Origin of the sequence: uncultured Gemella sp. (assembly GCF_963537375.1) — a bacterium.
Taxonomy (GTDB): domain Bacteria; phylum Bacillota; class Bacilli; order Staphylococcales; family Gemellaceae; genus Gemella.
The window spans coordinates 38,497-52,334 of sequence record NZ_CAUTDQ010000007.1; the positions used below are offsets into that span (position 1 = coordinate 38,497).

Annotated in this window: 14 protein-coding genes and 1 riboswitch; all 14 genes read right to left on the reverse strand. The window is 29.8% G+C overall.

All coding sequences use genetic code 11. The features are described from left to right. Nucleotides 1–2: 2 nt before the first annotated feature. On the reverse strand, nucleotides 3–233 hold the full coding sequence (gene secG, locus RYK99_RS02545) for a preprotein translocase subunit SecG (protein ID WP_003146900.1): 231 nt from the start codon (nucleotides 231–233) through the stop codon (nucleotides 3–5). A 76-nt stretch (nucleotides 234–309) separates the two neighbouring features. Further along, entirely contained in the window at nucleotides 310–1,389 is a 1,080-nt protein-coding gene (locus RYK99_RS02550) for a PIN/TRAM domain-containing protein (protein ID WP_271965694.1), read from the reverse strand. 224 nt (nucleotides 1,390–1,613) lie between these two features. After that, on the reverse strand, nucleotides 1,614–2,996 hold the full coding sequence (gene radA, locus RYK99_RS02555) for a DNA repair protein RadA (RefSeq protein ID WP_204644434.1): 1,383 nt from the start codon (nucleotides 2,994–2,996) through the stop codon (nucleotides 1,614–1,616). 2 nt (nucleotides 2,997–2,998) lie between these two features. After that, nucleotides 2,999–5,473 carry an ATP-dependent Clp protease ATP-binding subunit gene (locus RYK99_RS02560; RefSeq protein WP_314989846.1) on the reverse strand — a complete coding sequence of 825 codons (2,475 nt, stop codon included), beginning with the start codon at nucleotides 5,471–5,473 and terminating at the stop codon, nucleotides 2,999–3,001. Between the two features lie 4 nt (nucleotides 5,474–5,477). Continuing rightward, nucleotides 5,478–5,996: a CtsR family transcriptional regulator gene (locus RYK99_RS02565; protein WP_314989847.1), complete on the reverse strand. Its 519-nt coding sequence runs from the start codon at nucleotides 5,994–5,996 to the stop codon at nucleotides 5,478–5,480. Nucleotides 5,997–6,213: 217 nt separating this feature from the next. Continuing rightward, nucleotides 6,214–7,473 carry a nucleobase:cation symporter-2 family protein gene (locus RYK99_RS02570; protein WP_314989849.1) on the reverse strand — a complete coding sequence of 420 codons (1,260 nt, stop codon included), beginning with the start codon at nucleotides 7,471–7,473 and terminating at the stop codon, nucleotides 6,214–6,216. A gap of 288 nt (nucleotides 7,474–7,761) precedes the next feature. Next, a riboswitch (purine riboswitch) is annotated at nucleotides 7,762–7,863 on the reverse strand. Nucleotides 7,864–7,962: 99 nt separating this feature from the next. Next, nucleotides 7,963–8,895, reverse strand: a complete 933-nt coding sequence (locus tag RYK99_RS02575; RefSeq protein WP_314989851.1) for a dihydroorotate oxidase — start codon at nucleotides 8,893–8,895, stop codon at nucleotides 7,963–7,965. Nucleotides 8,896–9,066: 171 nt separating this feature from the next. Further along, the gene (locus tag RYK99_RS02580; protein WP_314989853.1) at nucleotides 9,067–9,444 is read right to left on the reverse strand and encodes a DUF302 domain-containing protein; all 378 of its coding nucleotides are present in this window, start codon (nucleotides 9,442–9,444) and stop codon (nucleotides 9,067–9,069) included. A gap of 138 nt (nucleotides 9,445–9,582) precedes the next feature. Beyond that, entirely contained in the window at nucleotides 9,583–10,629 is a 1,047-nt protein-coding gene (locus RYK99_RS02585) for an LLM class flavin-dependent oxidoreductase (RefSeq protein ID WP_314989855.1), read from the reverse strand. A gap of 11 nt (nucleotides 10,630–10,640) precedes the next feature. Then, entirely contained in the window at nucleotides 10,641–11,504 is an 864-nt protein-coding gene (gene hchA / locus RYK99_RS02590; protein ID WP_271986826.1) for a glyoxalase III HchA, read from the reverse strand. Nucleotides 11,505–11,594: 90 nt separating this feature from the next. Continuing rightward, entirely contained in the window at nucleotides 11,595–11,975 is a 381-nt protein-coding gene (locus RYK99_RS02595) for a MarR family winged helix-turn-helix transcriptional regulator (RefSeq protein ID WP_003146915.1), read from the reverse strand. A 90-nt stretch (nucleotides 11,976–12,065) separates the two neighbouring features. Continuing rightward, nucleotides 12,066–12,431, reverse strand: a complete 366-nt coding sequence (locus RYK99_RS02600; RefSeq protein ID WP_271986825.1) for a TIGR02328 family protein — start codon at nucleotides 12,429–12,431, stop codon at nucleotides 12,066–12,068. Then, nucleotides 12,415–12,819 carry a YbgA family protein gene (locus RYK99_RS02605; protein WP_271986823.1) on the reverse strand — a complete coding sequence of 135 codons (405 nt, stop codon included), beginning with the start codon at nucleotides 12,817–12,819 and terminating at the stop codon, nucleotides 12,415–12,417. Before RYK99_RS02605 ends, RYK99_RS02600 begins: the two co-directional genes overlap by 17 nt. 194 nt (nucleotides 12,820–13,013) lie before the next feature. After that, nucleotides 13,014–13,754, reverse strand: a complete 741-nt coding sequence (locus RYK99_RS02610) for a TraX family protein (protein WP_271986822.1) — start codon at nucleotides 13,752–13,754, stop codon at nucleotides 13,014–13,016. Nucleotides 13,755–13,838: the final 84 nt, after the last annotated feature.

Below are 13,838 nucleotides of genomic sequence, written 5' to 3' on the forward strand. Positions count from 1 at the left end.
GTCTATAATTTTAACCAAGTAAGACACACTAGTGTTATAAAAAATATTAGTCCTAGTACTATTGTAATTCTTTGTAAAACTAATTCAGCACCTCTTACTTTTTGTTTTCCAAACAGTTCTTCTGCTCCACCAGTTAATCCAGATAAACCTCCAGATTTACTTTCTTGTAATAAAACTACTACAATTAACAGAATACTGCTCACTATTGCTATTGTCATTAAAAAAGTGTGCATACTCTCCTCCTAAAATAATCATTCGTTAATACAATACAATTTATATTAACACATTTTTTCAAAAAAAGCAAATTTATTAAACAATTCTTGTGAATATTATTCTTCCTGAAGATGTTTGTAGTACACTTTGCACTTCAACTTCAACAGTTTTACCTACGGCACGTTTACCATTTTCAACAACAATCATTGTACCGTCTTCAGTATATGCTACACCTTGATTATTTTCCTTACCTTCTCTTAGAACCTGAACTTCTAATTTTTCACCTGTAGTTAACATAGGTTTTACAGCATTACTTAAATCATTAACATTTAAAACCTTAATAGATTGTAAAGTAGCAAGTTTATTAAGGTTATAATCAGTTGTTATAATAGCACATTTATATTTTAAAGCATAGTCAATTAGTAGATTATCTACACCTTTATGCTCGTTATAATTGTATTTATTATCTATTTCAAGATCAATCTCTTTCATTTTTTGGAGATGTTCAACACAATCTAATCCGAGTCTTCCTTTAGCTCGTTTTAATGGATCTTCCGAATCTGAGATTAACTGTAATTCTTTTAATACAAACTCAGGAACAATAATTTTTCCTTCTAAGAATCCAGTTTTAGCAACATCTTGAATACGTGAATCAATTAAGGCACTTGTATCAACAACCTTAGCTACAACTTTCTTATTCTTAACTTTAGGTTCTTTTTCTTTAGGTTTATTTCCAAATTTAAAAGCTGTAAGAATATTTAAAAATTCACCTTCACGTCTATACCCTAGTACCAATCCTAAGTATCCAAAAACAATATAAATCACAGCCGAAATTATTCTACCCATTATTCCTGCACCAGCTATAACATCAACTCCTGATGAAAGTAAACTAGCTAACAGTAATCCAAGAATTAATCCTATTGTCGTGAAAACAATTTTTTGTATTGGTGTTCTTGATAGACGATCTTCCATTCGTTTTAACATTGCTACAAATCTATCTGAAAATAATAAAGACATTAATACAAAAAATACTGTAGTTCCAATTGTAACAATGATTCTTAACATCGTCTCACTCATTGAAGTAAATATATTATAATAAATCAATGCACTAGTTGATAGTGTTCCAACAGTTATTCCTAGAAAAAAGGAAATTGTAATTAAAACTTTTTTCAACATGAAAATCACTCCTTTAAATATTTAATTGTAATTTAAAATTATTAATTATTCTCTAATAATTTTATATTGTATGATAGAGAGATATAAAACATCTCTTCTAACTATTCTACTACATTCTACTTAAAATTAACATAATTAAATTCAAAATAATTTAAGTTTTTTTATACTAATAGATGAATAGAGAAATAAATATACTAAATCTCTACTCACCTATAATTATTTATTTAAAAAACATTGCTAAAAGCTATGTCTAAACATTCTCTAATATCTTTTACCGGTATTATTTCAATCCCATCTGGAAAATCAGAATTTTTCATATTACCGATTGGCACTATAACACGTTTAAATCCATGTTTTTTAGCCTCATTGATTCTTTGTTCAATTCTACTTACTCTTCTCACTTCTCCAGTTAATCCAACCTCACCAATGAAACAATCATTCATATTAACCGCAATATCTTTAAAACTTGAAGCAACAGCCATAACCACACCTAAGTCTACTGCAGGATCATCAATCTTGACTCCACCTGATACCTTAACATAAACATCTTGTTGTTGAAGTAGATACCCTGCTTTCTTCTCAAGAACAGCCATTAATAGAATTAATTTATTATACTCTAATCCAGTAGAAATTCTTCTTGGGTTATTAAAAGCAGTTGGTGTTGTTAATGATTGAATTTCTACAAGAAGTGGTCGGCTACCTTCCATTGTACTTATAATTGTTGCCCCTGCAAGATTTTTGCTTCGTTCCTCAAGAAACATCTGAGAAGGGTTTGCTAAATCCTCTAGTCCACTATGTTTCATTTCAAAAATACCAATTTCATTAGTAGATCCAAAACGATTTTTTACTGCTCTAAGAATTCTGTAACTATGTTGCCCTTCTCCTTCAAAATATAACACTGTATCAACCATGTGTTCAAGCATACGTGGTCCTGCAATAGTTCCTTCTTTAGTAACATGCCCTACTATAAATATTGCTATATTTAAACTCTTAGCAATCTTCATAAGTTGTTGTGTGCATTCTCTAACTTGAGTAATACTTCCTGGAGAATTTTCTAGGTTAGGGTTATAAATTGTTTGAATTGAGTCAATGACTAAAAACTGTGGTTTTATTTTTTTTACAACTTGATAAATTAAATTTAAATCAGTTTGCGCATAAACAAACAGTTCATCCGTGTTATTTTTTAACCTATCAGCTCTTATTTTAACCTGTCTCACAGACTCCTCACCTGTTACATAAAGAACATCGTGTTCTTTGGCTAAATATGCTGATATCTGAAGAAGCAATGTAGATTTACCGATACCTGGATCTCCACCTAAAAGGACTAATGATCCTCCTACAACTCCTCCACCTAAAACCCTATTTAATTCACCACTATCTGTAAGTGTTCGTGGAACATCCTGTGTAGAAACTGATTTTAGTTTCCCAGCTTCTACACGTTCTGTATCATTTGTTTTAACTTCAAATTCTGTATGTTTAGTAGCCTTTTTTGCTTCAACTACTTCTTCCATAGACGCCCATTTTTTACAATTAGGACATCTTCCCATATATTTTAAACTTTGGTAACCACAGGCATTACATTCGTATTTAACATTTACCTTTGCCATAATTACCTCTTAGTTTTCTTTACAACAAAATTATCATTTTTATAATCAATATTAATAGTTCCAGTTAATTCAGGATTTCTTAATAGTTCTTCACTTAATAAGTCTTCAATATTTTTTTGAATACTACGTTTTAATGGACGCGCTCCATATTCTTTTATACTACCGTCTTCAACGATTTTAGCCATAGCTTTTTTAGTAAGTTTAATAGTAATATCTCTATCTGCTAATCGCTTAGATAATCCATCAATTAATAACTCAGAGATTTTTTCTAACTCTTCTTTTTCAAGAGTTTTGAAGACAATAATATCGTCTATTCTATTTAAGAATTCTGGGCGATATTGTTTTTTCAATGCTTCCATCATAGTATTTTGAACATTTTTATAATCATTTTTGATAGATTCGCTTCCACCGAATCCTACGAATTTTTGATCATTTAGTTCACTCACTCCAACATTCGAAGTCATGATAATAATAGTATTTTTGAAATCTACTACGCGACCTGAAGCATCTGTTAAACGTCCATCATCTAATACTTGTAATAAAATATTAAAAATAGATGGGTGAGCTTTTTCAATTTCATCAAATAATACTACAGAATATGGTTTTTGACGAACTTGTTCTGATAATTGTCCCGCTTCTTCATATCCTACATAACCTGGAGGAGCTCCAACAAGTCTACTAATTGAGTGTGGTTCCATATACTCACTCATGTCAATACGAATCATATTATCTTCTGAACTAAATAATGCTTCAGATAAACTTTTCGCAAGTTCTGTTTTTCCTACACCTGTAGGTCCTAAGAAAATAAAACTTCCTATTGGTCTATTAGGGGCTTTAAATCCGCTTCTTGCTCTTCTAACTGCTTTAGCTAGGCTCACCACAGCTTCATCTTGTCCAATAACTCGTTTGTGTAAAATTTCTTCTAATTTTAGAAGTCTTTCACTTTCAGTTTCTGTTAATTTAGTAACAGGAACCCCAGTCCAAGCAGCAAGAACTTCAGCTACATGATCAGCACTAATTTTAATTTTATCTTTTGATAAACTATCTTGCCAAGAAATTTTAAATTGCTCAATTTTACTAATTACTTGGTTAACTTCATCACGTTTTTTAGCTGCTATTTCAAATTCTTGATTAATTACAGCTCTATCTTTTTCTTTATTTAAACGACTTAATTCATCTTCATATTCTTTTAATTTCTCTGGAGATTTATAAAATCTTAATTTAACTTTAGAACAAGCTTCATCAATAAGGTCAATTGCTTTATCTGGTAAACATCTATCAGTAATATAAGTTGTACTTAACTTAACCGCTGCATCTAAAGCTTCATCTAAAATTTCCACATTATGATGTTCTTCATATTTATGGCGTAATCCTTCTAGAATTTTAATTGAATCTTCTGTATTTGGTTCTTCAACTTTAATCGGTTGGAATCTACGTTCTAAAGCTGCATCTTTTTCAAAATATTTTCTATATTCTTCAGTAGTTGTTGCCCCTATACATTGAATTAAACCACGTGATAAAGCTGGTTTAAGGATGTTTGATGCATCGGCACTACCTTCAGTTCCTCCAGCACCAATTATCGTATGAATTTCATCGATGAATAAAATAATATCTCCTGCATCTTCTATTTCAGTAATGATATTTTTTAATCTTTCTTCAAATTCACCACGATACTTAGTACCTGCAAGTAAAGTTCCCATATCTAGAACCATAACTCTCTTACCTAATAAATTACTCGGAACATTTTGAGATACTATTCTTTCTGCTAAACCTTCAACAATAGCTGTTTTCCCTACCCCAGGTTCTCCAATTAATACCGGATTATTCTTAGTACGTCTATTTAAAATCTCTATCATTCGAGTGATTTCTTTATCACGAGCTAAAACAGGGTCTAATTTATTATTAAATGCATCCTTAGTTAAATCTTTAGCTAAAGAATTTAAAGTTTTAGTTTTTGCTGAACTATCTTCTGAAGCTTCTAATTTTTTAAACCCATCAAATAATTTAGATAGTAATCCTTGGCTTTGTTTTAATAATTCAAATAATTCCGTAATTAATGCATCAACATTAACTCCTAACTTATCAGTTAATAATCGAACAGCAGTCCCTGTTTTCTCATTTAATAAAGATAATAGTAAGTGCTCGCTTGTAACTACAAAACTAGATGTATCATCTGCAAATTGTTGACTTTTTTCTATAGTTCTAACAGCTCCATTTGTATAATCTATCTTCATTAAAACATTACGATAAAAATCCGTACCTTCTAATTCTGCTTCATAAAAATCTACTACGCTTTTTCTGAAGTCGTCATAATAAACACCATATTTATTAAGTGTTTTACATGACAATGTATTGTTCATACTCAACATAGCTAATAGTAAGTGCTCTGTCCCTACGGCCTTAACACCAAAATCATTAGCTTCTTCTTTCGCTGTCGTTAGCACCATAAGGGCCGTTTCATTAAATCTTATGTACATAACCTTATCCTCTCTTATTATATTTTATATTTGTTAAAAATCTTATTGTCAAATCTTTTAAATTTGCTTTTGTTTTAGAAATCATCTCTTCAGCACTATTTTTATCAATATGATCTAAAAATTGATTATGAACATCAGTAATAATCTCTACACTATCTATAAAATGATTGTAGTCAAATTTATCTATATATTCTTTTTCAAGCAGAATTTTAGCTATTCTAACGGCTTCTTCTACCTCAATAGTTTCATTATCTACAGTCTCAATTAAATAGTCTATGTAATCTTTATTTTTATGAAGGGTTATTTTAGTAATTCTAATAAATCCTCCCCCTCCACGTTTACTTTCTATAATAAATCCATGTTCCGGAGTAAATCTCGTTTTTATTACATAATTTAATTGGGATGGTACACAGTCAAATTTTTGTGCGACATTACTTCTTTTAATAATTATATGATCCTCTGTTGCCTCATTAAATAAGTTCATAATATATTGTTCAAGAATATCTGTCATATTATTATTCATAAGGGCACCTCCTTTATTGACTAAAATTGACCTTTATTAAATTATACTACATCTATAATATTTTGTACACAAAAAACATTGATTTTCAAGCCTAAACACATAAAAAAAGAGAACGTTTTTATAAAATCGAAATATTGTCTAAATCAATATTATAAAGTCATTCTCATTTTGTTTTTTTGAAGTTTCTATATCTGAATCACAATTTATATCTAACTAATTATTTATTTAATTTTGATTTTCTATTAAAAATCAGATTCATTACAATCGCAACAATTGTGCCTAAAACAATACCACTATCAGTAAACATACGGATAAAGCTTGGTAATTGAGCAAATGCTGTAGGAACTGTTGTTACACCTAATCCTAAACCAACAGAACAAGCAATTATCATAAGATTTTCTTGTTTAGCAAAATCAGTATTTCCTAACATTTTCACACCATATGCAAGTACCATACCAAACATACTAATCATCGCTCCTCCTAGTACTGGTTGAGGTACGATTGTAGCTAAAGCTCCAATTTTTGGAATTGATCCAAAAACTAGAAGTAACAGTACCATTACATACATTACTTTTTTACTTTTTACACCTGAAATTTGTACAAGTCCTACGTTTTGAGAATAAGTAGTATACGGGAAGGCATTTACTAATGATCCAATTATAACCGCTAATCCTTCTGCTAAATATCCTCTTCTTAAATCTGGTTCTTTAACCTCTTGATTACAGATATTTCCTAGGGCATAATATACACCAGTCGATTCAATCATACTAACTATTCCAACTATAACAAATGTTAAAATCGCGCTTATATTGAATTCGAAACTAGCAAACTTAAACGGTGTTGGATGTTGGAACCAACCTGCTTGTGTAACTTCTGTTAAAGTTACCATTCCCATAAAACTAGCAATAATAGTTCCTGATACTAACCCTAATAAAATTGCTATTGATTGAATAAATCCAGTAGTAAATTTATAAATTACTAAAATAATTGCAAGTGTAATACATGCCAATACAATATTTTTTGGATTTCCAAAATCTTTCGATCCTTGTCCACCCGCAATATAGTTCATCGCAACTGGTACTAATGTAATACCTATAATTGTTACAACACTACCAGTAACAACAGGTGGGAATAACTTAGCCACCTTAGCGAAAAATGGTGCTATTCCAACTACCACTAATCCTGAAACAAAAATTGCTCCATACATAGTTGGTAACCCTGAGCTATTTCCTATAGCTATCATCGGCGCAACTGCTGTGAAAGTACATCCAAGTACAACAGGTAACCCAATACCTGTAAATTTACCTTTATACACTTGTAAGAATGTTGCTACCCCACACATAAAAATATCAACTGACACTAAATACGTTGTTTGTTCTGCTGAAAGACCTAGACCTCCAGCAACAATTATCGGTACAATTACCGCTCCTGCGTACATTGCTAGTACGTGCTGTAAACTTAAAATAAAAGTTTTCAAGATTATTTTCTCCTTAGTTATATATAATTTTTGACAAATATAACTATATAAATACAAAAAATCACCTATAATTACTTATAGGCGATTTAAAAATTCTACTACAAATAGTTGGGAGTGACTCAAAAATCGTGATTTCGGGGAAATCGATTTTGTCGAGTCACCCCCGCACAGTTTATTAGATATCTAAAAAGCTTTTATAAAGCGATTTTAGATATCAATAAACCACTGCGTCTATGAGTTTTCTTGTAAACTTTTTAAAATCTAGGATTTTTGGACCAACTCCAATAACATTATAATAAGAATGCCCATAGTCATCAAATTTACGGTCTGATGGTAGAAACTTGCAAGCCATATTCTTGCCTTTATATGTGCTATATTTTGTCTGTACAATATATAATAACAATTTTCAAAATGATTTTCAAGTGTTATCTATTTTTCTTTTACATTTTCATCATTAATTAAATTTTATACTATATGTATGCTAATTATTTATTCTATTACCTTTAATTTTCCTCTAAAGTTATCTAAACTTGAGTACCCTTTTTCTTTCATCACTTCTTGAAGTTCTTTAGTTAGTCTAGTAAAAACTGAAACTCCCTCTTTATGTAAAGTTGTTCCTACTTGAACTAAATCTGCACCACATAGAATATGTTCAAATACATCTTTGCCGTTTATAACTCCACCAGTTCCAATAATTTTTATACTAGGATTCAAGCGTTCCCTAAATGCACGAACATTAGCTAATGCTGTTGGTTTAATATATTCTCCACCTAGTCCACCAAATCCACCTTTTGGCTTAATAACTACTTGTTCTTTATCTAAATCAATATATAAACCATTTCCTACACTATTTACACTATTCACATATGTAAGAGGATATTTATTAAGAATTTTAGCCATTTCATCAAAATGAGCAATATCGAAATACGGAGGTAGTTTTACCCCAATAGGTTTTGTAAAGAATGTGAGTACCTCAGCTAACAATTTATCTGTAAGTTCAAAATCATAAGCAATCTGAGGTTTTCCTGGTACATTTGGACATGATAGATTAAATTCAGTCACACCTTCATATTCACTTTCTTGAATTTTCTTTAATAGACCAATATTTTCATCATAACTCATACCTGTTACCGATAAAAACTGCAATTTTGCACCTGATTTTTGACGTTCAATAACATAATCTAAATAATAATCTAAACCATTATTCGGTAATCCCATTGAATTTATACTTCCTAAAGCAGTATCATAATATCTTGGTTCAGGGTTACCTTCTCTATAATCACGAGTTGCAGTCTTTGTAACAAAAGCCCCCGCTTCACTAGCCACTAATTCATCTAGTTCCTTAGTCGTCATACAGTGAACCCCTGATGCATTCATTAATGGGTTAGATAATTCTACATCTAAAAAATCTGTTTTTAACATTCTTCATACCTCCTATGTATACTAGTAACAGTTTACCACAAAACACTCCCAATAACCATTGATAAAATTAGTTTTAGTTTGTATTCAAATAAAAAAGAAGAATTATAGAAAATCAATTTTATCTATAATTCTCCTTATTTAATTTTCTTATCTAAAATAAACAATTCTTAATTATACTTCTAGATACTTAATGACATCTAAATACAAATTATCCATTTTTGATAAAATGTCTTTTATTCTATCAGAATGTTCTTCTTTTAACCACGAAGTAGGTTTTTCATATAATACTTCTGTCTTATCTTCTCTCTTAATAAGTAATAATTTAAGTGGTAAGTTAAAGCTTAGATATAAGTCATCTTGCATTAGTAATGTTCCTACTTTTGGATTACCAAATACTACATATTGAATATCCTCTAATTCTAAACCAACGTTTTTAGCATATTCACCTTGGTTTATATTTAAAAATTGATGAATGTTATTTTTTTCTAAATATTCATCTACTCTTGATTTTACATTGACAAATTCGTCATTAATTAGATATTTTTCCATAATTTACCTCTTTTTTACTATTATCAAGTTTATTTGATTTCATAATACACTAATTATCTACTTTTGTCATCAATTTAGTTTTCAAAAAATTATAAATTTTAACAATTAAGAAGTAGTATTTCTAAATTCACCAATAACCTATCCATTAATATCATCAATAACCTCTTTTAATAGTTCATATGAATGATGCTGTGCTTTTTCGTCATAAATATATGAATTTATCATTAATTCATCGAATTCTACCCTATTTTTCAAATCTAAAATTTGATTTTTCACAGTTTCCTTATTACCAATAAATGAGATTTTTGTCATCTGATCAACAACAGCTTTCTCATGATCAACTATTTCATCATGTTCAAATGCAATTGGTCCAAAATGTGGCACTTTAGTTGTAGCTATATAATTTTTCCAAACCGCTTCTTCCGATTGTACTGGAGGAACCATACCTTGAGGATTACTTGTAATGATATTTAAAAATGATTGAATCTGAGTTGTTGATAATCTTTTTGCTTCTTCATCGGTATCTGCAACAACTGCATTAGCACCTAAAATTACATACGGCTCACTTAAAACTTCTGATGGTTTAAAGTAATGTCTATAAATTGCTACTGCATTTTCCATCATAGCTGGAGCAAAATGCGATGCAAATGAATAAGGTAATCCTAGCTCAGCAGCTACATATGCACTATCAGTACTTGAACCTAGTATGTATAGTGGAACATCAAGCCCAGCAGCTGGATATGCATGAACAGGTCTTGTATCTTTAAAATACCCAGATAGCTCCACGACTTCTTTTTTAAAATCCATCTCTCTATTTGTGTTTCTTCTAATAGCTCGCGCAGTGTTATAATCAGTACCTGGAGCACGACCTAAACCTAAATCAACTCTTCCTGGATAAAGAGTCTCTAAAGTTCCATATTGTTCAGCAACTATATACGGACTATGATTAGGCAACATTACTCCACCTGATCCTACTCTAATATTTTTTGTATTATCTAATGTACGTTGTATTAGTAATTGTGTCGCACTACTTGCTACACTTTTAGTATTATGATGTTCTGCAATCCAATATCTTTCATATCCTAATTCATCAGCCTTTTTAGCTAATTTAACCATTGCGTCAATAGCATCTTTAAAATTCTGCCCCTGTCTTAATGGAGCTAAATTTAAAATTGAAATTTTCATAATTATCACCTCTATTTATTTACCATTTTTAACAACTCATCTACAGCTACAATTCCTAGTTGATTTGCTGCAAGAGGACTGTCTCCAGTTATTAAGTTTCTATCTATATGAACCTGACCGCTTATTGCTTCATTTACTATTTTCGCACCCAAACTTTCTAGCTTTTCAGCTAATAACCATTTTAATTTTCCTGGCATATAGCCAATTTCTTGGTTTGCTCCCTCATCTATACTATCTGGGAAAACAGTCATTTCATAATTTTTAAATAAGAACTCTGATTCATCAATATTTCCTGAAATTAATGCAGCTGGACCATGACAAAGTGTTATGATTTTTTTATTCTCTTTAATTGCCCATTTAAGAACCTCTTTTACTTCTCTACTTTCAGGCAAGTTAATCATTGCACCATGACCACCTGGTATGAAAACACCTGAATAAGGTGAATTTTCTGAAGTAATATTCTCCAAAATTCTATCTAATTTAAGAGGATTCTCAAATTTTTCTATATATTTATTATAAAGCTTCATAACATTTTCATCTTTTTCTGGCATTGCCCACATCTCTAATTTTACAGAGTTTCCTGATAAAGTAACAATATCTATCTCAAATCCAGCAGCATCCATATGTAACATTGGTAATAATGTTTCTACAGGGTGATTACCTGTCGAAAAATACTTTCCATTAGACATTTGTAAATATCTTTCATCTGTCGCTATCATTAAAATTTTATTCTTTTCACCACTATATGTGTTTTCAAATTTAAAACCATCAAAATTTGTCACAGGGCTTGTATATATACTCAAAGAATAGTCTGATGGAAAATATGCATTATGTTCTGCTCTATCTTTTACTGGTTGATTTGTTAATTTTGTCATTTTAATTCTCCTAACTTTTATTTGAAAATATTTGCTTGCACAAACAAGTACATTAGTAAAATATAAAAATCAAAATAATAAATTCTGATTTTATATTTTATCACTATTTCTATTTAATACATCTGTAACTATACTTGTAGTATTTTCTAGGTACTTTTTTCCTTTAGGTGTTAATTTTATACATACACCTCTCTTATCCTCAGCAGAAGAAAATCTTTCTATTACACCACACGTATTCTCAAATTTAGCTAACATTCTTGATGTTGCACTTAAACTTAATGAAATCTTAGTACTTAAATCTGTCATTCTTAATATATTTCCTTCGGTTTCATTCAAGTAATGTAAGCTATAGTATTCATTTAAAGTTATTGGATGCTCTCCTTTTGATAAGGCATCTTCTAATTCAGTACTTATTTGTTTCATATTACTATGAAATGCTATCCATTTATTTACTACTTCTTCATTATTCATTTGTCACCTCTTAATTTACTTGCGTTTGCAAGTAAATTAATATTACTACTTTTATTATTAATTGTCAATAAAACAATCTTTTCTTAATTACTACCAGATAAAAATATCCTTTTGAGCTAAATTCTCAATACACTCATCATAGTATGCTGCATCGTGTTCTTTATAAATCGGCTTATTTATTTTATACTCTTTTAGATCGTTGTGAGGAGCACAAATTTTTCCTCTATAATTTTTATCTAGCCATTCTTTACTAACATTATATCCTCTATTCTTCATTTCCTGCATGATTAATTCATGATACTTAAAAAGGAAAAATGGCTTATGTTCAAATACATAATCTACCGTTGCATGTTTCTTACCCCAACCATTTCCTCTTAATGCGCAGCATTCTCTATGTTGACCTAAAAGTTGTTGCCTTGGTAGTTTTGATATTAGTTCTTCATGCCAAAGTCTCATCTTGTCCTCCATTGATAAAAGTAGATTCTTCCAAATATCTATTTGGATATTTCTTTAGAAGATATTTTACTTCATTTATCAAACCTTCTTTTTTATATTTATTATTATGATATTCTTCAATCATTTCAAAAAAATGATCTTTTTCTTCTTTTGTTGCAAATTTTTTAAAATATCCCCAGACATGATGAAGTGCATTCGTTACTTGTCCTTTATCTTCTGGTAAACTTATTGCTTGATTTATAAGTTCACTCACTTTACTCAGTGATACTTCTTCTTGCTTTAAATACGTTCTAATTTCTAAGTATATTTTACTTGAGTGACTTAGAACTAAGTATTTATTATTTGCCCATAACTTTTGGCATTGAACTTTTTCTTCTTTATTATTCATTTTATCCTTTCGAAACTTATTATTTATAGTATTCTAATTATATTATATCCTTCACTTTTTTACTACAAATTAATATCACAATATATGTAAAAAAGTTCCTTATTAAGTTTTGTCTTAATAAGGAACCCCTATATTAGATTTTTGTTGTATTAAACCTATCCATGTTCTTTTGATTTGCTAAGTCCATACTATTTCTAAAGTACCAATGAAATATTTCCATATAATATTATTCTAAATATACCTATAATAGCTAAATGTATTGGATAATAGTAGTAGAAGAACCACTTAGAACCAATATGTTTTCCTCTAGTGCCATCATATCTCATTAATAATGGTAAAGAGAATAAAGTTGAAAACTGTAGTACTCCATAAAATACATCTATAAATATAATATAAATAGCTGCATAAACACTTATCCAGATAACATAGTCAAGTATTTGTTGTTTTTTATTATCTCTATGATTATATAAAAAGAATGGCATCATTAGAGCTATTGAAGACCAATCCGCTACAAACGTTAATAAACAGAAAACAATAATTGCTAAAATCTTTAATGTATTATTTATCTTCTCATTTCTAAAAATTGCGATTAATGCAACCGACATCGCCAATGGGAATAAGACACTAGTTTTATTAAATATACTTCCTGTTGTTATATCAAATGGTATACCTAAACCGAAACAAAAAGCAAAGTGACTGATAACAGCAAAACTCATAATCCTAAAGAAATATTTTTTAATATCTTTTGTATAATAACATCCTTCTGCAATAAAATACCACATAATCGGTGCTGTTAAACGTCCTACTATGTGCATAATTACTGGTATCGGTTCTTTAACTAAACCTGGATATAATAGCCATGCTAAATGATCAATTGTCATAGCAATTATAGCTATATATTTTAACTGGGTTCCATCAAACTTTAAATTCTTCATCTTCTTCCTTTCTATACTATTTTTGCGATAAAAATAGCATAAAAATCTAGTTATCCGCATAAAAACTGGACTTATCACACTTTA

What these genes read in the sequence shown, in the direction of transcription:
- secG (WP_003146900.1), bottom strand. Translation starts at nt 233, where the DNA reads ATGCACACTTTTTTAATGACAATAGCAATAGTGAGCAGTATTCTGTTA.
- RYK99_RS02550 (WP_271965694.1), bottom strand. Translation starts at nt 1,389, where the DNA reads ATGTTGAAAAAAGTTTTAATTACAATTTCCTTTTTTCTAGGAATAACT.
- radA (WP_204644434.1), bottom strand. Translation starts at nt 2,996, where the DNA reads ATGGCAAAGGTAAATGTTAAATACGAATGTAATGCCTGTGGTTACCAA.
- RYK99_RS02560 (WP_314989846.1), bottom strand. Translation starts at nt 5,473, where the DNA reads ATGTACATAAGATTTAATGAAACGGCCCTTATGGTGCTAACGACAGCG.
- RYK99_RS02565 (WP_314989847.1), bottom strand. Translation starts at nt 5,996, where the DNA reads ATGAATAATAATATGACAGATATTCTTGAACAATATATTATGAACTTA.
- RYK99_RS02575 (WP_314989851.1), bottom strand. Translation starts at nt 8,895, where the DNA reads ATGTTAAAAACAGATTTTTTAGATGTAGAATTATCTAACCCATTAATG.
- RYK99_RS02580 (WP_314989853.1), bottom strand. Translation starts at nt 9,444, where the DNA reads ATGGAAAAATATCTAATTAATGACGAATTTGTCAATGTAAAATCAAGA.
- RYK99_RS02585 (WP_314989855.1), bottom strand. Translation starts at nt 10,629, where the DNA reads ATGAAAATTTCAATTTTAAATTTAGCTCCATTAAGACAGGGGCAGAAT.
- hchA (WP_271986826.1), bottom strand. Translation starts at nt 11,504, where the DNA reads ATGACAAAATTAACAAATCAACCAGTAAAAGATAGAGCAGAACATAAT.
- RYK99_RS02595 (WP_003146915.1), bottom strand. Translation starts at nt 11,975, where the DNA reads ATGAATAATGAAGAAGTAGTAAATAAATGGATAGCATTTCATAGTAAT.
- RYK99_RS02600 (WP_271986825.1), bottom strand. Translation starts at nt 12,431, where the DNA reads ATGAGACTTTGGCATGAAGAACTAATATCAAAACTACCAAGGCAACAA.
- RYK99_RS02605 (WP_271986823.1), bottom strand. Translation starts at nt 12,819, where the DNA reads ATGAATAATAAAGAAGAAAAAGTTCAATGCCAAAAGTTATGGGCAAAT.
- RYK99_RS02610 (WP_271986822.1), bottom strand. Translation starts at nt 13,754, where the DNA reads ATGAAGAATTTAAAGTTTGATGGAACCCAGTTAAAATATATAGCTATA.